The sequence below is a fragment of the Haemophilus sp. 27098_8_127 genome (genome assembly GCF_041433495.1).
GTDB lineage: Bacteria > Pseudomonadota > Gammaproteobacteria > Enterobacterales > Pasteurellaceae > Haemophilus_D.
Window position 1 is genome coordinate 82,619 of the sequence record NZ_JAPWBP010000006.1, and the last position, 21,475, is coordinate 104,093.

23 protein-coding genes are annotated in these 21,475 nt (G+C 41.5%); 17 read left to right on the top strand and 6 right to left on the bottom strand.

The genetic code is table 11. The features are described from left to right. Positions 1 to 98: 98 nt before the first annotated feature. The 12 genes from O3746_RS07715 (at position 99) to fdhF (ending at position 13,806) form a co-directional block, all read left to right on the top strand. Positions 99 to 698: a 4Fe-4S dicluster domain-containing protein gene (locus O3746_RS07715; protein WP_014065505.1), complete on the top strand. Its 600-nt coding sequence runs from the start codon at positions 99 to 101 to the stop codon at positions 696 to 698. Positions 699 to 735: 37 nt separating this feature from the next. Continuing rightward, entirely contained in the window at positions 736 to 2,757 is a 2,022-nt protein-coding gene (gene hyfB, locus O3746_RS07720; RefSeq protein ID WP_049373257.1) for a hydrogenase 4 subunit B, read from the top strand. A 10-nt stretch (positions 2,758 to 2,767) separates the two neighbouring features. After that, the gene (locus O3746_RS07725; RefSeq protein WP_290959411.1) at positions 2,768 to 3,730 is read left to right on the top strand and encodes a respiratory chain complex I subunit 1 family protein; all 963 of its coding nucleotides are present in this window, start codon (positions 2,768 to 2,770) and stop codon (positions 3,728 to 3,730) included. Positions 3,731 to 3,741: 11 nt separating this feature from the next. Further along, positions 3,742 to 5,187 (top strand): hydrogenase 4 subunit D, encoded by a 1,446-nt coding sequence (locus O3746_RS07730; RefSeq protein ID WP_049365606.1) that lies wholly within the window; start codon positions 3,742 to 3,744, stop codon positions 5,185 to 5,187. 15 nt (positions 5,188 to 5,202) lie between these two features. Beyond that, positions 5,203 to 5,841, top strand: a complete 639-nt coding sequence (hyfE, locus tag O3746_RS07735; RefSeq protein WP_005697594.1) for a hydrogenase 4 membrane subunit — start codon at positions 5,203 to 5,205, stop codon at positions 5,839 to 5,841. A gap of 4 nt (positions 5,842 to 5,845) precedes the next feature. Then, positions 5,846 to 7,384 (top strand): hydrogenase 4 subunit F, encoded by a 1,539-nt coding sequence (locus tag O3746_RS07740; protein ID WP_049367958.1) that lies wholly within the window; start codon positions 5,846 to 5,848, stop codon positions 7,382 to 7,384. Between the two features lie 20 nt (positions 7,385 to 7,404). Next, positions 7,405 to 9,135, top strand: coding sequence for an NADH-quinone oxidoreductase subunit C (locus O3746_RS07745; RefSeq protein ID WP_049365604.1), 1,731 nt, complete (start codon positions 7,405 to 7,407; stop codon positions 9,133 to 9,135). Between the two features lie 12 nt (positions 9,136 to 9,147). Then, positions 9,148 to 9,795: a formate hydrogenlyase complex iron-sulfur subunit gene (locus O3746_RS07750; protein ID WP_049367960.1), complete on the top strand. Its 648-nt coding sequence runs from the start codon at positions 9,148 to 9,150 to the stop codon at positions 9,793 to 9,795. Beyond that, positions 9,792 to 10,568 carry an NADH-quinone oxidoreductase subunit B family protein gene (locus O3746_RS07755; protein ID WP_049365602.1) on the top strand — a complete coding sequence of 259 codons (777 nt, stop codon included), beginning with the start codon at positions 9,792 to 9,794 and terminating at the stop codon, positions 10,566 to 10,568. The genes O3746_RS07750 and O3746_RS07755 overlap by 4 nt, the downstream gene beginning before the upstream one ends. A gap of 44 nt (positions 10,569 to 10,612) precedes the next feature. Continuing rightward, positions 10,613 to 11,020, top strand: coding sequence for a formate hydrogenlyase maturation HycH family protein (locus O3746_RS07760; protein WP_005696265.1), 408 nt, complete (start codon positions 10,613 to 10,615; stop codon positions 11,018 to 11,020). Then, positions 11,010 to 11,468 (top strand): hydrogenase maturation peptidase HycI, encoded by a 459-nt coding sequence (hycI, locus tag O3746_RS07765; protein WP_371448469.1) that lies wholly within the window; start codon positions 11,010 to 11,012, stop codon positions 11,466 to 11,468. Before O3746_RS07760 ends, hycI begins: the two co-directional genes overlap by 11 nt. Before the next feature lie 184 nt (positions 11,469 to 11,652). Then, on the top strand, positions 11,653 to 13,806 hold the full coding sequence (gene fdhF, locus O3746_RS07770; RefSeq protein ID WP_080351321.1) for a formate dehydrogenase subunit alpha: 2,154 nt from the start codon (positions 11,653 to 11,655) through the stop codon (positions 13,804 to 13,806). Between the two features lie 83 nt (positions 13,807 to 13,889). On the opposite strand, the gene O3746_RS07775 is transcribed toward fdhF, so the two are convergent. From O3746_RS07775 to O3746_RS07795, 5 genes are read right to left on the bottom strand one after another with little or no spacing between them, the layout of a single operon-like run. Beyond that, complete coding sequence (locus O3746_RS07775) at positions 13,890 to 14,531, bottom strand: energy-coupling factor ABC transporter ATP-binding protein (protein ID WP_049367963.1); 642 nt, start codon at positions 14,529 to 14,531, stop codon at positions 13,890 to 13,892. Continuing rightward, entirely contained in the window at positions 14,531 to 15,175 is a 645-nt protein-coding gene (locus O3746_RS07780; protein ID WP_371448472.1) for an energy-coupling factor transporter transmembrane protein EcfT, read from the bottom strand. The genes O3746_RS07775 and O3746_RS07780 overlap by 1 nt, the downstream gene beginning before the upstream one ends. Then, the gene (gene cbiM / locus O3746_RS07785; protein ID WP_070775313.1) at positions 15,172 to 15,783 is read right to left on the bottom strand and encodes a cobalt transporter CbiM; all 612 of its coding nucleotides are present in this window, start codon (positions 15,781 to 15,783) and stop codon (positions 15,172 to 15,174) included. Before cbiM ends, O3746_RS07780 begins: the two co-directional genes overlap by 4 nt. A gap of 1 nt (position 15,784) precedes the next feature. Next, positions 15,785 to 16,288: a carboxypeptidase regulatory-like domain-containing protein gene (locus tag O3746_RS07790; RefSeq protein WP_371448475.1), complete on the bottom strand. Its 504-nt coding sequence runs from the start codon at positions 16,286 to 16,288 to the stop codon at positions 15,785 to 15,787. After that, on the bottom strand, positions 16,288 to 16,971 hold the full coding sequence (locus tag O3746_RS07795; RefSeq protein ID WP_197545495.1) for a DUF4198 domain-containing protein: 684 nt from the start codon (positions 16,969 to 16,971) through the stop codon (positions 16,288 to 16,290). Before O3746_RS07795 ends, O3746_RS07790 begins: the two co-directional genes overlap by 1 nt. An 85-nt stretch (positions 16,972 to 17,056) precedes the next feature. Between O3746_RS07795 and O3746_RS07800 the strand changes: the two genes are divergently transcribed. The 5 genes from O3746_RS07800 (at position 17,057) to hypE (ending at position 21,080) form a co-directional block, all read left to right on the top strand. Continuing rightward, positions 17,057 to 17,470 carry a MerR family transcriptional regulator gene (locus O3746_RS07800; protein WP_005697590.1) on the top strand — a complete coding sequence of 138 codons (414 nt, stop codon included), beginning with the start codon at positions 17,057 to 17,059 and terminating at the stop codon, positions 17,468 to 17,470. A 135-nt stretch (positions 17,471 to 17,605) separates the two neighbouring features. Further along, positions 17,606 to 17,947, top strand: a complete 342-nt coding sequence (gene hypA, locus O3746_RS07805) for a hydrogenase maturation nickel metallochaperone HypA (RefSeq protein ID WP_049367967.1) — start codon at positions 17,606 to 17,608, stop codon at positions 17,945 to 17,947. A 186-nt stretch (positions 17,948 to 18,133) separates the two neighbouring features. Beyond that, a complete protein-coding gene (hypB, locus tag O3746_RS07810; protein WP_371448479.1) occupies positions 18,134 to 18,940 on the top strand; it encodes a hydrogenase nickel incorporation protein HypB in 807 nt (268 codons plus the stop codon). A gap of 9 nt (positions 18,941 to 18,949) precedes the next feature. Then, complete coding sequence (gene hypD, locus O3746_RS07815) at positions 18,950 to 20,062, top strand: hydrogenase formation protein HypD (RefSeq protein WP_005697602.1); 1,113 nt, start codon at positions 18,950 to 18,952, stop codon at positions 20,060 to 20,062. A gap of 4 nt (positions 20,063 to 20,066) precedes the next feature. After that, positions 20,067 to 21,080, top strand: coding sequence for a hydrogenase expression/formation protein HypE (hypE, locus tag O3746_RS07820; protein WP_371448481.1), 1,014 nt, complete (start codon positions 20,067 to 20,069; stop codon positions 21,078 to 21,080). A gap of 67 nt (positions 21,081 to 21,147) precedes the next feature. On the opposite strand, the gene O3746_RS07825 is transcribed toward hypE, so the two are convergent. After that, entirely contained in the window at positions 21,148 to 21,471 is a 324-nt protein-coding gene (locus tag O3746_RS07825; protein WP_371448483.1) for an HI1450 family dsDNA-mimic protein, read from the bottom strand. Between the last annotated feature and the right edge of the window lie 4 nt (positions 21,472 to 21,475).

The following is a 21,475-nucleotide window of genomic DNA, read 5'->3' on the forward strand; positions in this document are numbered from 1 at the left end:
TTTTGAATTACTTCTTGAGCTTTACTTTTCGACAGGAGTATCCTTACTACCAGAGTGGTTATTGTAGAAACGTTATTTACATACAAGGAGGGGAATGTATGAATCGTTTTGTAATCGGTGATCCGAAGGATTGCATTGGATGCAACACCTGTATGGCCGCTTGTAGCGAAGTGCATAAAGCTTTCGGATTACAATCTTTTCCACGCTTACAAGTCATGCGTAATGATGATGTAACCGTGCCAATTCTCTGTCGTCATTGTGATGATTCACCATGTGCTACCGTGTGTCCGGTGCACGCAATCACACATATTAATGACACCATTCAACTTAACGAAAGTCTCTGTATCGGTTGTAAACTCTGTGGTATTGCTTGCCCATTCGGTGCAATTACCCAACATGGTTCAGCACCGATTGACGCACCAACCTATTACGAAGGGTTCTCCTTCACAGATGCGGTAAAACGAGATATTCGTACAGCACCAGATAATACAGATTTACACAATATGCTGGCATGGCAACCAGGCGTGAAAGCCATTGCTGTGAAATGCGATCTCTGCTATTTCCGTGAAGATGGTCCGGCTTGTGTTCAAACCTGTCCGACCAAAACGTTATTTATTATTAGTGATGAGAGTATTAAGCAGGCTAACGAAAGAAAACGTGAAATGGCAATGGTTTCTTCGCCTGCTATTCCAAGATAATTAGTGTGTTTTAACTTGTAATCAATGGAGTGATATTATGAGTTTACCTATCAATTTACTCATCACGACCCTGTTGATTTATGTCGTAGGTGCGTTTATTTCGCTCGCAGTGAGACGAAACGAACAACTTTCAATCAATATATCCGGCGTGACCGGTGTACTTGCTGGAGTGTTAGGTATTGTTGCCTGCATCCCCGTTCTGATCAGCAGCGACACAGTCGTTGATGTTTTCAAAACCCCATTTGAATTTGCCTCGTTCTCCATCCGTATTGACGGATTGGCGGCGTTTATGGTGTGTGTCATTTCTTTATTAGTTATTGTGACCGCACTTTATTCTTTCTCTTATGTAAAAGAGTACAAAGGTAAAGGCGCAGGTTCCATGGGCTTCTTTATGAATTTATTTATCGCTTCCATGGTTGCGTTAGTCACCAGCGATAATGCATTCTACTTCCTTGTATTCTTTGAAATGATGTCATTGGCATCTTATTTCTTAGTCCTTACCGAACAAGATGACAACGCCGTAAATGCGGGCTTGCTCTATTTCTTTATTGCGCATGCCGGTTCGGTATTAATTATGATCGCCTTCTTCATTTTCTACTGCTATGCCGGTAGTTTTGAATTTAGTGCATTCCGTCAAACCACTTTGCCGGCACCGCTTGCCTTTACTGCCTTTATTTTGGCATTTTTAGGTTTTGGCGCAAAAGCCGGGATGATTCCATTACACAGCTGGTTACCGAAAGCTCACCCGGCTGCGCCTTCTCATGCATCAGCGATGATGTCTGGTGTGATGGTTAAAATCGGTATCTTCGGGATCATTAAAGTAGGAGTTGATCTTCTCGGTTCTACCAATGTTTGGTATGGCGTTATCGTACTCGGCTTCGGTGCGGTGTCTTCCGTACTCGGCGTACTTTATGCCTTGGCAGAACATGACATCAAAAAACTCTTGGCTTATCACACGGTAGAAAATATCGGCATCATTATGATGGGTGTGGGCGTTGGTATGATTGGTATCGCGACACATCATCCAGTATTAGCAACCGTGGGCTTACTTGGTGGGTTATACCACTTACTTAACCATGCCGTGTTCAAAGGCTTGTTATTCTTAGGTGCAGGTTCAGTAATGTATCGCTTGCATACTAAAGACATGGACTTAATGGGCGGCTTAGGCAAACTTATGCCTTACACTGCATTCTGTTTCTTAATCGGTACCATGGCGATTTCGGCATTGCCACCGTTTAACGGTTTTGTCAGTGAATGGTTTACTTATCAATCTTTATTCACCTTAAGCCAAAGTGATGATTTCGTATTAAAACTTGCCGGTCCGATTGCCATCATTATGTTGGCATTGACTGGTGCGTTAGCGGCACTTTGTTTCGTGAAAGTGTACGGTATCAGCTTCGGTGGTGCACCACGTAGTGAAAAAGCAGCTAATGCACGCGAAGTACCAAAACCAATGGTGATTGCCATGGCGGTATTAGCGTTATGTTGTGTGTTGTTAGGTGTGGGGGCATCTGTGGTAACCCCAATAATTGCGAAAATTTCGACCGCACTTGCTCATAGCGAACCGTTAATGTTGGCTCAAAATGGCGTAGTGGTCGCACAAGCTGAACCGCATACTGCACTTTCAACACCAATGGTGACTATCATGTTATTGGCATTTTTCTTTTTGCCATTTAGTTTCTATGCGTTCACCAAAAATCAACGTTTATCCGATCGTGCAAAAGGCAATCCATGGGCTTGTGGTTATGCTTATGAACAAGATATGGCTGCCTCTGCAGGTAGTTTCACTCGTCCGTTACGTACGATTTTCAAATCGCTTTATACCTTGCGTGAAGTGTTGGATCCTGCACCTTTAGGTGATAAAGGCATCCAAGCGGTAATTAAAGGCGCAACAAAAGCTGAACCTTTCTGGGAAGAAAAAATGACGATGCCTATCGCTCGTTTTATTCCGTGGTTAGGAACAAAAATCCAATGGTTGCAACAAGGTGACTTCCGTGTGTACTGCGTGTACTTCGTGATTGCCTTGGTGGCAATACTACTTTCCATTGCGTTGATGTAGGAGGTTGAAGATGATTACGTTACCTTCAGAAATTGCAACATCTGCCGGAATGTTTGTTTTTGCCATCGTGCAAGCCTTGATTTTGCTTGCCCTTGCACCGTTATTTTCCGGTATTTCACGTATGATCCGTGCGCGTATTCAATCTCGCCGCGGTCCGGGTCTGTTACAAGATTATCGCGATATTGCGAAATTAATGAAACGTCAAAACATTTGGCCTGACAATGCGGGTTGGGTTTCTAAAGCGATGCCTTATGTGTTAATTAGCACCGTGATGGTAGTCGCCATGAGTTTGCCTTTATTTACTCGTGTTGCACCATTTGGCGCTGGCAGTGATTTAATCACCGTGATTTACTTATTCGCCTTGTTCCGTTTCTTCTTTTCAATTGCGGGTTTGGATTCAAACAGCACATTCTCAAGTTTAGGGGCAAGTCGTGAAGTCACATTAGGTGTCTTGGTAGAGCCAATTCTCATGTTGGCATTCCTTGTCATTGCGTTAATTGCCGGTTCAACCAATTTTGCGGTTATCGGTAATGCACTTTCCGAAAACACTTGGCAATATCCAATTGCGACAGTGATTGCTATCGCTGCAGCATTCTTCGCCGTATTTATTGAAATGGGTAAAATTCCATTTGATTTGGCGGAAGCGGAACAAGAATTACAAGAAGGTCCATTGACAGAATACTCTGGTCCAGCACTCGCCTTATTAAAAGTCGGCTTAAGCTTAAAATCTATGGTTGTAGCATCTATCTTTGTGAGTGTGTTGCTTCCTTTCGGTATCCCGACAGAGATGAGCTTAAGTGCGGTCATTTTAGGTGGCATTTTATTCTTCGTGAAATTATTAGTGGTGTTCGTATTGGCTTGTGTTTTTGAGAACACACTTTCTCGTACCCGCTTTATGTTAACAGGACGTTTAACCGTGGTCGGCTTCGGCATTTCTGTGTTGGCGTTTGTATTTTACTTCACTGGGTTGTAAGGAGGACAAATATGGAACGTTTAGCTCTGATTACAATCATTTTACCTTTCGTAGGGGCGTTTATTGTCGGTTTGAATAAAAAACATTTTGCTCAAATTGCCACAGTATTTGCTGCGCTTGCTACGCTGGGAACCTTGTTAGTCGCAGGACAATGGTTTGCCGATGGTCATCAAAGCGTCACTTATGACATCGTCGCTTTTGATAAAACCGCGATCTTTGGTGTAACGCTTGATGCAGTCAGTACATTAATTGCCTTTGCCGTTGTGGCCTTAGGTTTCTTAATCTGCTTATATTCTTGTGGTTACTTAACTGATAAAAACCGTGAACACCCACATAATGGGTTACCACGTTTTTATGCATTCTTGCTCATCTTTATCGGTGCCATGGCGGGCTTGGTGTATTCCTCAACTTTAGCAGGACAATTATTGTTCTTCGAAATTACCGGGGGATGTTCTTGGGCATTAATCAGTTATTACCAAACACCAAAAGCTCAAGCAGCCGCAATGAAAGCCTTGATTATCACCCACGTGGGGGCAATCGGGTTATATATTGCCGCAGCCTATTTATTCAGCCAATCAGGTACTTTCTCTATCACTGCATTAGAGCATTTAGACCCGAGTGCGAAAACCATCGTGTTATTCGGTGTGATGTTTGCTGCGTGGGGTAAATCAGCACAATTACCAATGCAAATTTGGTTGCCGAATGCGATGGAAGCACCAACACCGGTGAGTGCGTATTTGCACGCCGCATCAATGGTTAAAGTTGGGGTGTACATCTTCGCTCGTTCTGTGATGTCTGCTGGTGAGATTCCACATATTGTGGGTGAAGTCGGCATCATTATGGCGATGATTACCTTAATTTATGGCTTCTTGATGTACTTGCCACAAACTGACTTAAAACGTTTATTGGCGTATTCAACCATTACCCAACTGTCTTATATTTTCATTGGGATTTCTCTTGCTGCATTAGGTTCTAAATTGGCCTTTGTGGCAGCGATTAGCTACATCTTCAACCATGCTTTCGCGAAAAGCTTGTTCTTCTTGGTCGCTGGTTCATTAAGTTATGCGACTGGAACCCGTTCTATGCCATTACTACAAGGCATTATGCGTACAATGCCAGTGGTAGGGGCTGGATTTGGCGTAGCCGCGTTAGCGATTGCCGGGGTGCCACCGTTTAACGGATTCTTCAGTAAATATCCATTATTTGCGGCCGGATTTGAATTAGGCCATGAATATGGCTGGATTACTTGGTTAATGGTGCTTGCTTTAGTTGAATCTACCGCGACATTCGTATGGTTGTTGTATAAATTCGGACAATGTGTCATCGGTAAACCATCAGAAGCGGTTGCCAATGCACAACCTATACCATTCTCTATGCGTTTCGTGTTAGTTGTATTAATGGTGATGTCCGTGGTGTCCAGTTTTATCGCCGCATATTGGTTAGGTTTGGCTGGTTAGGTTAAGGAGGAATCTATGTTAATGATAAATGGACTTGCGTGTTTACTCATTATTACCTCTCTTTGCGTAATTATGGTTCGAACCGCCAAAAAAGCTGCGTTATTTTATAGTTTGCAATCATTGGTATTGGTATTACTGTTTGTTTATCTTGCTAATGAAATGCAAGCCCATGAACTTTATATGTGGTCAATCAGCGCATTTATTACCAAAGTGGTTTTGGTGCCAGCAATTTTAATCTATGCGATGAAAAAAGTGGATGAAAGTCAAACTCCAGCTGGAATAAATGTCGCTTGGTTGATCCCGATCACAGCAGTGATAGTTACATTGTGCTACTTTGTTGTTGTCCCAATCGATTTACCGTTGGTTGCACATCTTAAACCGGCATTATCAGTGTCATTAAGTCACTTCTTATTAGGTTTAGTATGCATTGTTAGCCAACGCAATATCGTAAAACAAGTATTCGGTTATTGTTTGATGGAAAACGGTTCTCATCTCACATTAGCCTTATTGGCAAATAAAGCACCTGAGTTAGTGGAAATCGGAATTGCCACAGATGCTATTTTTGCCGTCATCATAATGGTGGTGTTGGTAAACAAAATTTATCGTACATTCCATTCATTAGATGCAAAACAACTTATGAGTTTGAAGGGGTAACGCTATGTATGAACAATGGATAATCGCGTTATTAATCGCACCTTTAGCAATATCACTTGCCAGTTTTGCTTGTGGCGTGACAAAAGCACGGACAATTTGTACCGCACTTCATGTTACAGGTTTGATTTTGATGTTAGCATTTGCCTTACAAGTTATTAATGGCGTGCTAACTCAGGGGGAAATCAGTGCATTAAATAACTGGGTTTACATCGACAGTCTATCTGCTATTTTCTTAGGTCTCATCGCTATTGTCGGAACATTAGCCGGTATTTATTCTATCGGCTACATTGGTACGGAATATCGCGAAGGGCATCTTGATTTGAAAACATATTGCAATTATTACGGCTTTTTGCATTTGTTTTTCTTTACCATGATTATTTCTGTGATCACCAATAATGTGATTTTGATGTGGGCAGCCATTGAAGCAACTACATTAAGTTCTGCATTCTTGGTCGGCACATACAAACAAAAAACCTCTCTTGAGGCAGCATGGAAATACATCATTATTTGTTCAGTTGGGGTGGCGTTTGGATTGTATGGCACAATTTTAACGTTCTCTAATGGAACTAATCTTTTAGCTGACCCAAGCCAAGCTATTTTCTGGACAGAAATCAATCAACAGGCAGCAGGTTTGAATCCAATGCTCATGTATCTTGCTTTTGCCTTTATTTTGGTTGGGTTTGGTACTAAATGCGGTCTATTTCCAATGCATACTTGGTTGTCTGATGCGCACAGTGAGGCACCAAGTCCAGTGAGTGCGATTCTATCAGCTGTGCTATTGAATTGTGCCATGTTGGTGGTATTGCGTTATTACATCTTAGTTTCTAAAGCAGTCGGTTCTACATACCCGCAAACCTTGTTGTTGGTATTTGGTTTACTCTCTGTATTAGTGGCGGCGTTGTTTATTATCGTTCAATTCGACATCAAACGCTTATTGGCATACTCCAGTATTGAAAACATGGGTTTAATTAGCTTCGCTTTTGGTTTAGGTGGCCCAATAGGCGTATTTGCTGGGTTATTACATACCATTAACCATAGCTTAGCGAAAACCTTGCTGTTCTGTGCTTCAGGTAACATTTTATTGAAATACAAAACACGTGATATGAACCAAGTACGTGGTTTATGGCGTGTGGCACCAATGACAGCGGTATTATTTGCTGGAGGTGCATTAGCACTAGGTGGTATTCCACCATTTAACGTGTTCGTCAGTGAATTCAGTATTGCTGTTGCTGGTATTTACGCAGGTAAAACTTGGTTAATGGTATTCTGTTTAATTTTACTCACTATTGTGTTAGCTGGATTGTCTTTAATGGTATTAAAAACTGTATTAGGCAAACAGCCAGATAATGTTGAAGTGGGGGATGTGAACAAAGTTTCACTCGTGGCGATGGCAATTTTATTGTTATTCATGTTTATTATGGGTATTCATATTGCCGAACCAATTTTGCAGTTATTAAAAAGTGCGGTCGGAATTGTACTCGGATCTGAACAAGTGTCTTTTGGTGAAATGTTAGTTTTACCTTGGCAAAGTTTAGCGCAATGATCGACAGGAGGGATAAATATATGGAATTAACTAAAAATACATCAGTCGATCCAGCCAAAATGATTGGCAAAAATTACATTGAAGCAGTCAATGCAAAATTTCCAAATACTATTTTGGATGAGGAGTGGTCAACACCAAATCAGGTTACGCTTACCATTAAAACCAATATGTTACCTGACGTGGTTGAATACCTCTATTATCAACATGAAGGTTGGTTACCTTTGGTATTCGGGAATGATGAGCGTTCAATTCATGGCAACTATGCAGTGTACTACGTACTTTCCATGGAAGGGGAAGTGAAAACTTTTATCACCATTAAAGCCTTGGTCGATCCTGTGAGCTTAGAATTTCCGTCTGTGACACCAAAAGTCAAAGCGGCTGTTTGGGGCGAGCGTGAATTATTCGACATGTATGGTTTGAAAGCGGTCGGTTTGCCTGATCAACGCCGTTTAGTGTTGCCAGATGATTGGCCGGATGATCTTTATCCATTACGTAAAGACTCAATGGATTACCGTTTACGTCCAGATCCGACAACCGCGACAGAAACATACGAATTTATTAACGAAAAAGGCGAAGCTCGTATCGTTCCACTTGGCCCGTTACATATCACTTCCGATGAACCAGGACACTTCCGTTTGTTCGTGGATGGGGAAGATATCATTGATGCGGACTATCGTTTGTTCTATGTACACCGTGGTATGGAAAAATTGGCAGAAACTCGCATGGATTACGATCAAGTCAACTTCCTTGCCGACCGTGTGTGTGGGATTTGCGGTTTCACTCACAGTGTAGCCTATGCTAATTCCGTAGAAAGCGCTTTAGGGATTCAAATTCCAAAACGCGCTGAATGGATTCGTGCGATTTTGTTAGAAGTAGAACGTTTACACAGTCACTTATTAAACTTAGGTTTATCAAGCCACTTTACTGGCTTTGATACCGGCTTTATGCAATTCTTCCGTGTTCGTGAGAAATCTATGACCTTGGCAGAAGTGCTAACCGGTGCACGTAAAACCTATGGTATTAACCTTATCGGTGGTGTGCGTCGCGATATGTTGAAACATCAACGTGAGCAATGTATTAAACTTATCGGCGAAATGCGTGAAGAACTCAAAACCTTAACCGATATTTTATTAAATACACCGAATATGGAACAACGTACGGTAGGTGTCGGTGTCTTGGCAAAAGATATCGCTCGTGACTTTAGCCCGGTTGGGCCAATGATTCGTGGTTCAGGCTTTGCTCGTGATGTGCGTAAAGTACACCCATTCTCAGGTTATGGCGATATCCCTTTCAATCTCTTCACTGAAGCCAATGGTGACGTATTATCTCGTGTGAAAGTGCGGATTAATGAAGTGTTTGAATCCATGAATATCATCGATTACATGGTGGACAATTTGCCAAGTGGCGAAATCTTAAAAGAAGGTTTCAATTATACGCCTGGACGTTTTGCTTTAGGGATTACTGAGGCACCACGTGGCGAAGATATTCATTGGTCAATGCTAGGCGACAACCAAAAACTTTTCCGTTGGCGTTGTCGTGCTGCTACTTATGCTAACTGGCCGACTTTACGCTATATGTTACGTGGCAATACAGTGTCTGATGCACCACTTATTATTGGTAGTCTTGACCCTTGCTATTCTTGTACCGACCGTGTCACTGTGGTAGATGTGCGTAAACGCAAAGCGAAAACCGTGGATTATAAAGAAATTGAACGCTACGGTATTGAACGTAAAAATTCACCATTGAAATAGGGGAGGCGGAAAATGTTTAAATTACTAAAAACAGTATTTAAAGCAGGTGATGTTACCACCAAATATCCGTTCAAACCTTATGAAGTCGATGATGATTTTAGAGGAAAACCGGAACTCAATTCTGATCAATGTATTGTCTGTGCGGCTTGTACCATTGCCTGTCCAGCCAATGCGTTGACTATGAGAACCGACCCGGTTACAGGTGAACGTACATGGTCATTATTCCTTGGTCGTTGTATTTTCTGTGGACGTTGCGAAGAAGTTTGCCCAACTAAAGCCATTCGCTTGTCACAAGATTTTGAACTCTCAGTGACCAATAAACAGGATCTTTTCCAAGAAACCACCTTTGCGACAGTAACTTGTCAGGAATGTGGTAAACCGTTTATTTCTTATAAAGAATTGAATTACACCATTGATTTATTCAAACAAACTTTGGATAAACCTGAATTAGTGAAACAAAAATTGGCGGAGTTGCATACTTGTCCGGTTTGTAAACGTCAGCACAGCTTAGAAAAAACCGCGAATATGGAATCCAACATGCGGATGAAATTAATCGACTTTAAAGAGCCGGTTCGCTTGAATTTTAAAAAAGCGCTCGAGCAACGAGAACAAAGTGCGGTTGATTTACCTAACGTTTTAGCAGGAGGCGAAAGACGATGAACACACAAATTCCAATGCCGGTCAATGGCATATCAACACCGTTTAGTATTGATGAAAATATTGCCAAAATGAAACAAACGTTACTGAAAGATATTCAACGTTCAGCTTACGTTTATCGTGTGGACTGTGGCGGTTGTAATGGGTGTGAAATCGAAATTTTCAGTACCATTACGCCAACATTCGATGCGGAACGTTTTGGTATTAAAGTGGTGGCGTCACCTCGTCACGCGGACATTTTATTATTCACTGGTGCGGTTACCCGTGCGATGCGTACGCCAGCAATGCGTGCTTACCAGGCTGCTCCCGATCCTAAAATCTGTATTTCTTACGGTGCTTGCGGTTGTGGTGGCGGTATTTTCCATGATCTTTATTGTGTTTGGGGTGGTAGTGATCAAATCGTACCGATCGATGTGTACATCCCTGGCTGTCCTCCGACCCCAGCAGCGACAATTTATGGATTCGCGGTAGCACTTGGCTTGCTTGATCAAAAGCTCAAAGGTAAACAAGAAAAAGCTGATCCTAACGCTGAAGCTAAATTACGTTTCCCAACTATTCCGTTGGATTTGCGTATTAGTCTTGAACGTGAAGCACGTCGTCTTGCCGGTTATCGTCAAGGTGGCAACATCGCTAACCAATTTATGGCAATGATGACAGAAAATGACAAAGTGCCATTTGGTGTACGTTTAGGTGAATACCTAGAACGCGAAGCCGATCCGCGTTTAAGCGAAATCGTCAATCGTTTGCATGCGATTAGTCTGCCGTTTTCGGGATAATTAATGATGGGGCAAGTGATTGCCCCTATAAAAATGGGAATGTTATGACAACGAAAGTCTTTTTCTATTTATTAAACGAACGTTTCGTCGAAAACGATGAACAGGTGCCAGAGCAAGCAAAACAGGTGATGTACTACTCTTTGGCGATTGGTCACCATGTTGGCGTAATTGATTGTTTTAAAAAATTATTGGTTTGCGACTACGATGCTTATCAACGTTTTGTAGATAGCTTTCCAGAAGGGGATGCTAAACGTAAATTTGCCGGCTTAATGCGATTCGGTGAAATAGTGATTGATTCTAGCCATGTCAATTTATTGGCGAAAGCGATGGATGAAAATAAAGCAAATTTCACCCCAGAGCATCAAGAATGGGTCGAAATTCTGATGGATACGTTAGCATCGATTCAGCGTGAACCTGTGATGTATATTATGGTGAAACGTCGTGACGAATAATGTGATCTTAACCGTTGGCAACAGCATGATGGGGGATGACGGTGCGGGCCCTTATCTCTATCAGCTATTGAATGAAAATCCATTGCCAAATTGGACCGCACTTGACGGTGGCTCAGCACCGGAAAATGTTGCACATATTGTGCGAGACATGAAACCCGATTTGCTTTTAATTTTCGATGCGGCTGATATGGAATTAGCGCCGGGCAAAATCCGAATTATTGAAAAAGAGAGCATTGCTGAAATGTTTTTCATGAGTACGCATAATATGCCGCTCAATTACCTCATTGAACAACTGGAACAAGATATTAAACAAATTGTTTTTGTTGGGCTTCAACCCGATCTGGTTTCCTTTGGTTTTCCGATGACAGAAAGCGTAAAAGAGTCTGTGCAATTTATGTATGATTTTTTAAAAGAGGGAAGATCGCTTGAAGATATTCCTGTTTTGTAAAAAAAGTGAGGGTGATTTTCTAAACATATTTTAAAAATATTACGAAAACCTGTTTTATATCAATAAATCCATGTTTTTTGTAAGACTATAAACTGATTTTGGGTGTAATATATACCCAGAATTAATTATTCTAATTCTATCTCTAACCTCGTGTTGTATCTAAAATAAGGACGTTACTATGGCTATTAAAAAAGTAATTACCGTATGTCCGTATTGTGCCTCAGGTTGTAAAATCCATCTTTTGGTGGAAAACAACAAAATTGTGGGAGCTGAAGGTGCAAACGGCAAGACAAACGAAGGGGAGTTATGCCTAAAAGGATATTATGGCTGGGATTTTGTGCATGATACAAAAATCCTGACTCCTCGCCTAACTCAACCGATGATCCGCTACAAACGTGGCGAACCATTCACACCAGTGAGCTGGGAAGAAGCGATTTCTTACACAGCAAAACGTCTCAGTGAAATCAAAGAAAAGTACGGTAACGAATCGATTATGGTAACGGGCTCTTCCCGTGGACCAGGTAACGAAGTGAACTTCGTGATGCAAAAATTTGCCCGTGCAGTATTAGGAAATAACAACATTGACTGTTGTGCGCGCGTGTGACACGGCCCTTCTGTAACAGGTCTGCTCAAATCGGTCGGTAACGGCGCAATGTCCAATTCAATTGTTGAGATTGAAGATACCAAATGCGTATTTATTTTTGGCTATAATGCCTCCACTTCACACCCTATTGTGGCGCGTCGGATTAACCACGCCAAAGCAAAAGGGGCGAAAATCATTGTTTGTGACCCTCGTAAAATCGAAACAGCCCGTATTGCGGATATTTATGCACCGCTTGCTAACGGGTCTAACGTCGCATTCTTGAATGCGATGATGAATGTGATTTTAGAAGAAGGATTACAAGATCAAAAATTTATTGATGAACACACCGAAAACTTCGATGCGTTCTATGAAACAGTGAAAGCTTATACACCGGAATCCACTCAACACATCACAGGTATTGAGCCTGAAATGTTGCGTGAAATTGCCCGCACTTATGCGAAAGCGGAAACCGCTACTATCTTATGGGGTATGGGCGTTTGCCAATTCCGTCAAGGTGTAGAAACCGTGCGTGCATTAGCAAGCTTGGCAATGCTTACCGGTAACTTAGGTAAACCAAATGTTGGGGTAAACCCAGTACGTGGTCAAAACAACGTACAGGGTGCGTGCGATATGGGCGCATTATTCAACACATTACCGGGCTATCAAAGTTTTGCTGATCCAGAAATTAATGCAAAATTTGCGAAAGCTTGGGGCGTACCATCTATTCCAACCAAACCAGGTGTGCCGTTGAGTGAAGTCCCTGAAGCGATCATGGAAGATAAAATTAAAGCATTCTATATCATGGGTGAAGATACATTACAAACTGAGCCTGATATTAATGCTGTTAAAAAAGCCTTCGAGAAAGTTGAGCTTCTTATCGTTCAAGATATCTTCATGACTCAAACCGCAGCAGAAGCAGATATTTTATTACCTGCGACTTCTTGTGCTGAACATGAAGGTGTGTATAGTGCCGCTGACCGTGGTTTCCAACGTTTCTATAAAGCGGTTGAACCAACCGGCGATGTCAAGGATGACTGGGTGATCATTAGCGAAATTGCTACGGCAATGGGTTACCCAATGCACTATAACAATACCAAAGAAATTTGGGATGAGTTGCGTGATCTTTGTCCGCTTTATAAAGGGGCAACTTACGAAAAAATGGAAGGTATGGGCTATATCCAATGGCCATGTACTGACGAAGGTCCTGAAGATCAAGGTACGCAATATTTGTATAAAGGCCAAATCTTTGACCGTCCAAACGGCAAAGCTGAATTCTTTGCATGCGACTGGGAACCACCGATGGAAGATCTTTCAGAAGAATTCCCATTGGTACTTTCTACCGTACGTGAAGTGGGTCACTACTCCTGCCGTTCAATGACTGGTAACTGCCGTGCACTTGCAGCACTTGCGGATGAACCAGGATTCGTACAAATGAACGATCAAGATGCTAAAGAATTAGGCATTAAAAACAACGACTTGGTTTGGATTGCCTCATCACGCGGCAAAGTTATTTCTCGCGCGGATGTGAGCACTCGTACCAACAAAGGCGCTTGTTATATGACCTATCAATGGTGGATCGGTAAATGTAACGAATTAACCGCTGAACATTTGAACCCGGGTTCTAGAACACCGGAATACAAATACAGTGCGGTTCGTATTGATAAAATCGAAGACCAAGCCTGGGCTGAACGCTATGTGGTAACTGAATACGCGAAATTAAAAAATCGCTTAAAAGAAACCGCACTTGTGGCTTGATTAGCGTTATAAATGAATGACGGGCGAACTTAATGGTTCGCCCGTTTTTTATTGAATTATTTTCTCATGCATTATGAGCACATTTAGCCATTGTTGTCTGTGGCTAAAGACAAACAGGAATCGGCGAGTGTTTCACTAAAGCGTAAATCATGCGAGGCAATAAGCATCGGTAACTGTAGTTCACGTAAAAGTGCGGTCAGTTTGGCAATATTTTTTACATCCAGTCCGTTGGTTGGTTCATCCAACAACAACACTCTTGGTTGCATCGCTAACACACCAGCCAGTGCTGTAAAGTTCTGTTCTCCGCCAGATAGGGTATTCACAGAACGATCTTTTAATCCAACAATATTCAGACGTTCTAGTTGTTGCAAGGCAATTTGATAGGCTTCATCTCTGTTCAAGCCCTGATTAAGTGGACCAAAGGCCACATCATCAAGTACGGTTGGACCAAACAGTTGATCGCCTGCATGTTGGAAACAGATACCAATCTTTCCACGTAACGGTACAAAATCTTTTTCTTGACGGCAGGTGTTATCAAACCAGCGAATTTCCCCTTGTTGATAAGGGATGAATCCTAATAGGCTATGTAATAGCGTCGATTTCCCACAACCAATATCGCCTTGTAAAAAAAGGCGGTGACCTTCGGGGAGTTCAAAAGAAAGGTTATCAATAATCACGCGTTGGTCACGCACGATCTGTAATTGTTTGACTTCGAGGACGTTCATCAAGATTTATCCTGTATTTTTTTCACATCATGCAGCTGAAAGCCACGAGCTTTTAGCGCCATTTCTGTTTTTTCTGCTTTAACGAGTGCATGAATTAATAATAGGGCGACACGCTGCGCCGCGATAAATAAGGTTCGGCTATTCAGTTTTGGCTGGTAGCCACGTGCTCGCATTGCCATATCCATCTTTTTATGTACTTCACTGAACACGGAAATATAGCGAACAGTGAGAACAAAGAGATGAAGTAGTTTTTCAGGTAATGGCAAACGACACAATGCTTGCAATAAAAGGCTCTCGTTCATATCAATTAACAAGAGGCGAGTTAAACTTAAAATTAAATTGAAACGTAGCGTGATGAGTAGCGCGAGCTGAATGCCCATTGGATTTAATACTAAACCTTGCTCGGTGATTTTCCAGCTTAAGGTTAACCAAACGAGTAGTGTAAATAGATTTAGTTTCAGCCAATATTTGAAATAACTGGCAAGGGATTTTTGATAGCGAATTAGCGCAATAAGTAATCCGCTGAATACGAGCAGATTAAGGATAATAAGCGTTGAAATATGTGCCATTGTGCTGACGATAAGTCCACACAAAAACACATAAATTAATCGCAAGTGCGGTTGAAAAATAGTAAGAAAATTCATTTCACTACACTGAGCGCTGTTGGATACATTTTGTTTAACAATAAGACCACACCAACACTGACGATACTGTCGATAATAAATACAGGGATATGTGATATCACTAGAAGCATGATCAGATCGCTATAGGCTTTACCGCCATCCAGAGCCAAGACTAAAGAAGCGAGCAAGGCTGAACCGCCAACTCCGATCACGCCGGCACCAATACCTGCTGCAATTTGAGTGCGACGGGAATTGTCATTTTCAAGTCTTTTTGCAAATAGCCAATGTACAAGAAGGGCAGGTAATGCCATCACGCATAAATTGACACCTAATACAGCAAATCCCCCAAAGGAAAAGAGCAGAGCTTGTAATACCAATGCGATTAAAAAAGCAGGGAAAACGGCCCAGCCGAGAAACAGGCCGGCCATGCCGTTTAAGATGAGATGCACGCTACCAATGCCTACCGGTACATGAATGGTTCCAGCAACAAAAAAAGCAGCGGCAAACAATGCTGTTAGCGGCAATTGCTGCGAATTGAGTCGTTTAAGACCAATCATTACGCAGACTAATGCGACAGCTGCACCACCAAGCAATACGGGTGTATGCAACACACCTTCCGATAAATGCATATTATCTTTCCTTAGATTGCGACGCACGCGTCATCTTTGAGGCTCTAATCAATGCCCATAAGCCAAAAATACCAACAATATAGCCGATACCGCCAATAATATCGTGCAGGTAAATTTTGTCTTTTAATTTAGAAATATCTTCGCGGACCAACATCAATGCATTGTCACTGTTATTAGTGGTTTGCGCAGATACTCTGTTGGCAACAATTGAGGCACGATGTCCTTCTTCACCTTCTATCACTACTTTAATGGCACCTTCGGTAGTTGTATTGATCGGATAGGCAAATTGCCCATCGCGATCCGTTTTACCTTCCAATAGAGGGGAGTCCTGGTCAGCTTGCAAAATCTCCATATAGGTTTCTGCTGCTGGGGTCATATCGGAATAATAGGCTTTGCCAGAAACTGTGCGTCCATCATATTGTGCAAATACATGCAAACTATGAGCCAATGCTGATGATGCGCACAGCCAAGTGAAAAGTGCGGTTAAAAATACAACTCTTTTCATTATTTCGCATCAAAAGTGAGCATATATTCAACACTACGTTTGTTATAGTCAGGATTGTCTTTAACCGGCTCGTCAAATTCAGCCCAGACTTTGTTATAACCCGCTTTAGGGGTGAATTGTGCAACCCCTTTTTCATTGGTTAAGTTGAATGGGTGATCTTCGCCTAAACCCACTTTGATGCCTTGCACAGGTTTACCTTTGACTAACACGAGAATATCGAGTGGTTGTCCCGCTTTCGGTTCACTTTGTGGAATAAGCTCATAATCCATATTGTGTGATTTATTCGCTTGTGCATCCCAGTGTAAAATCGCTTTGCCGAATTTGACTGGATTAACACTGAGTACAGCTTCAGGTGCTTGCTGTTTGGTTTTTTCGACATATTTACCGCTTGGCAATTTTGACCAAACGCCATTATCAAAGCGAATAAATGCGATGGCCGCATCAGGTGCAGCAAAGTGTGCTTCGCCTTCTTTAAAGTTTACTGTGGCATTTTGCAATTGGCCTTTAGCATCAAGTAGGCGTACCGCTTTTAATTTGCTTTGAGGATAGGTTTCAGTTTCCTCATGACCAAATTTAACCACATATTGCCCTTTTACATCCTTAACGGGCTCCAACCAAACATTATGTGCATTAGCGAGTGAAGCACCGAATAGTGCAGTGATAAGTAATGCTGTTTTTTTCATGGAAGTTCTCCTTTTCTAACATGTGAATACTGTGATAAAGTATAAAATATGAAGTAACTTCAGAGTCAAGTGAAATTTTAAAAAAATGAAAATTGGTCAGCTAGCCAACATTGTTGGCTGTACGGTGGAAGCTGTACGTTTCTATGAAAAACAAGGATTGATCGAACCCGCCAAGCGAACAAGTGGTAATTTTCGCGTTTATACGGAAGAGCATTTGAAACAACTTTCTTTTATTTGCTATTGCCGCAGTTTGGATATTTCACTAAAAGAAATCAAAATGTTGCTCAATCCTCAATGTGCGACGCAAGAGCAAGAAAGGGAAATTAATGAGTTGCTAGATCGACATATTCGAGAAGTATCAAAACGGATCCATGAATTGGCTCACTTGAGAATTCGCTTAATTCAGCTCAAAGGCAAATGTAGCCAATTTGAACAAAACAATGATTTAATGAATACTTTATTGCAACATAGCGGCATTAATTTTGTACCGCTAAAGTGATTTCTTGTACGAGTACCAGTAAAAATTTTTCAAACAACGTTTAAATATCAAGCAACGAAACACAGAAACACTGAAAATAAACATCAAAAAGAGTAGAATTGGAACAGACTGCTTTTTTATTTTAAGGAGAAAATCATGCATGAGATGTCTCTCTGTCAGAATATTATGGAAATTATTGATCAACAACAGAAAAAGCATGAAATCCATGAAGTGACAGATATTTGGCTAGAAATTGGGGCACTGTCTTGCGTCGAGCAAAGTGCGGTAGAATTTTGCTTTGAAATTATGCGCAAAGATACTGTTGCTGAAAACTGTCAGTTACATTTTATTCATTTACCTGCGATTGCATGGTGCTGGCAATGTCAAAAGGAAGTTGAGATTGAAGCCTATCAAGATTGCTGTCCACATTGTCACAGTGCATGTTTACAACGTCGAAGTGGCACCGAATTTAGAGTGAAAGAAATTGCCGTAAAATAGTAAGACGTCTAAATTGGCAAATTTAACCTAATCTTTTGAATATAAAATACGCTAACTACTTGATAGTATGTATTTATCTCTCTTCAAAGAATATATTTAAGATAGAGAATATGGTATTCTAACGCATGTGAATTACCATAGATTCTAAGTATTTACAGAATAAACGAAACATTATTGAGGTGACTTATGTGTACAACCTGTGGCTGTGGCCATCCAGACCAAGTCAGAATCGGAGAATTACCGCATGTTCATAATGATTCCAATGCGCAACATGCAACAAAACTACCTAATTTTTCTCACTCCTCCTTCCGCATGCCAGACTCTCCACATCAAGATGATACCCAGCAACGATTACTGAAAGTAGAACAAGATATTCTTGGCGCAAACAATCAATTAGCCGATATGAATCGTCGCTTTTTTGCCAATCAACACATTTTGGCACTTAATCTTGTCTCAAGTCCTGGTTCAGGCAAAACAACTTTGTTGACGACCACATTAAATGCATTAAAAAATGACTATCCTTGTTATGTGATCGAAGGGGATCAACAAACAGAAAATGATGCGGATCGTATTCGTCAAACGGGTGTGCCGGCAATTCAAGTTAATACGGGCAAAGGTTGTCACTTAGATGCACAAATGATTGGTAATGCATTGGTGAAATTGCAGCCTCAGGAAAATAGTCTGATGTTTATTGAAAATGTCGGAAACCTAGTTTGTCCGTCAGAATTTGATTTGGGTGAGCACGCCAAAGTAGTGATTTTATCTGTAACAGAAGGCGAAGATAAACCACTCAAATATCCACATATGTTTGCGGCTTCGAAGTTAATGATTTTAAACAAAGTCGATTTACTGCCGTACTTAAATTTCGATGTGGAAAAATGTATTGCTTATGCGAAACAAGTGAATCCAACAATTGAGGTTATCCAGTTGTCTTCTCAAAGTGGAGAAGGGTTACAGCAATGGCTAGACTGGTTAAAAGCGCAAGAACGATAGGAGCATCAAATGCAGTTTGTTGATGAATTTCGTGATCCTGAACTGGCAAAAAGTCTGTTGCAGCGGTTACAAAAAATAATGGAAAACCAACCGCACTTTACGCCAGAAAATCCGTTATATTTGATGGAGGTTTGCGGCGGACATACTCATACCATTTTTAAATTTGGGCTGGATCGTTTATTACCAAAAAGTATTGAATTTATTCACGGTCCAGGCTGCCCGGTGTGTGTATTACCGATGGGACGAATTGATGTATGTATTGAGATTGCTCGTCGCCCAGAAGTAATTTTCTGCACTTTCGGTGATGCCATGCGAGTGCGTGGACGTTTAGGCTCATTATTAGAAGCTAAGGCACAGGGGGCTGATGTTCGAATCGTTTATTCACCGCTCGATGCATTGAATATCGCATCAAATAATCCTGATAAAAAAGTGGTATTCTTTTCACTTGGTTTTGAAACAACCATGCCAAGTGCCGCAATTACCTTGCAACAAGCGAAAAAACAGCAGGTAAAAAACTTTTTTGTGGTATGTCAAAATATCACTATCATCCCAACATTACACAGCTTATTGTCACAAGGACAAGTCAAAATTGACGGCTTTCTTGCACCAGGTCATGTCAGCATGGTGATTGGTTCTGAACCTTATCAGGAATTGTGTGATACCTACCATAAGCCTTTTGTAATCACTGGTTTTGAGCCTTTAGATATCCTACAAGCAATTTTAATGTTGGTGACACAGATTGTTGAAAAACGCTGTGAAGTGGAAAATCAGTATAAACGTATCGTACACCAACATGGCAATGAGTTAGCACAACAGGCAATCAGTGAAGTGTTCCGCTTGAAAGCCAGCAGTGAATGGCGAGGGTTGGGCGAAATTGCAGAATCTGGCGTAGAACTGACAGATGATTATCAATGCTTTGACGCAGAAGCGCATTTTGCTTGTCAGCCACATCAAGTTGCCGATGATCCTGATTCTCGCTGCGGTGATGTATTAATCGGTAAATGTAAGCCTGCTGATTGCCCATTATTTGCTAAAAAATGTAATCCTGACAATGCTTATGGCGCATTGATGGTATCTTCCGAAGGGGCATGTGCTGCCTATTATCAATATAGACGGGAATAAAACAATGACTGATTTTATTACAATGGCACACGGAAATGGTGGTGCCACAATGCAAGAGTTGATCCGCGATTATTTTGTCGAGGCATTTGATAACCCGATACTTTCACAAGGTGAAGATCAGGCTCGCATTGCGTTACAAGAAATGAACGCTTTGGGCGGAACATTAGCTTTTTCTACCGACAGCTTTGTGATTGATCCGATTTTTTTCCCTGGTGGAGATATCGGTAAACTCGCTGTATGTGGTACCGCTAACGATGTGGCGGTATGCGGTGCCGTACCAAAATATTTGTCTTGTGGCTTTATTTTGGAAGAAGGCTTACCACTGGAAACCTTAAAAAAATTGATCCAATCGATGGCAAAAGCTTGCCATTCAGCCGGTATTCAAGTAGTAACGGGCGATACCAAAGTGGTACAAAAAGGTGCAATAGATAAAGTGTTTATCAATACGGCAGGTATTGGTGTGATTCCAAACGGACTCGACTGGGGCGTGCATCGTATTCAGCCTGGCGATCAGATTATTGTGAGTGGTACTTTGGGTGATCATGGTGCAACTATTTTAAATTTACGCGAAAATCTTGGTATTCAAACGGACTTACGCAGTGATTGCGCCGTGCTTGCACCGCTTATTGATTGCATTCGTCCGATTGAAGGGGTGAAAGCTGTACGCGATGCGACCCGTGGCGGTGTGAATGCGGTACTTCATGAATTTGCACAGGCACAGAAAGTGGGGATTCAAATTGATGAAACGGTATTACCAATTCGTCAGGAAGTACGTGGTATTTGCGAATTACTCGGTTTGGATGCATTAAATTTTGCTAATGAAGGCAAATTGGTGATTGTGTCGGATAAAGAAAAAACAGATGAAATTCTGACCGCACTTCGTAGCCATCCATTAGGTGAAAATGCGGCTATCATTGGTGAGGTGACCACTGATGGCAAAGTTCGTGCAGTTGGTCTTTTCGGTCAAAGTCGTTTATTAGACTTACCACGCAACGAACCTTTACCACGCATTTGTTAAGCAAAAACCGGTTTAATGTTAAATTAAACCGGTTTTAGTTTGTGAATTGATATGTGTGAGAAGGGGGCTATTTTTTCCAAATAACGTGGAATTCACGATCTTCTTCTCGGTGTGAAATTAAGAATTTTGCAAACACATCATCCATTTCATCTTTCTCATTCACTAAACCCACCCACACTTCAGCAAAAGCGTCAGGATCGATTAACACCCCAATTTCTTGTTCCCAATCGTTTGCTGTTTCGACAAACTCGACCGCACCACGATCTTCAAATTGCAGATTGAATAGCATAATATCAGCGGGATCGAGATTTTCTCCTGCCATCTCTAAGAAAATATCATAAGCAAGATCAATCGCTGCATCGGGATCGAGTTTTTGGATATCAGTTGTCATTGGG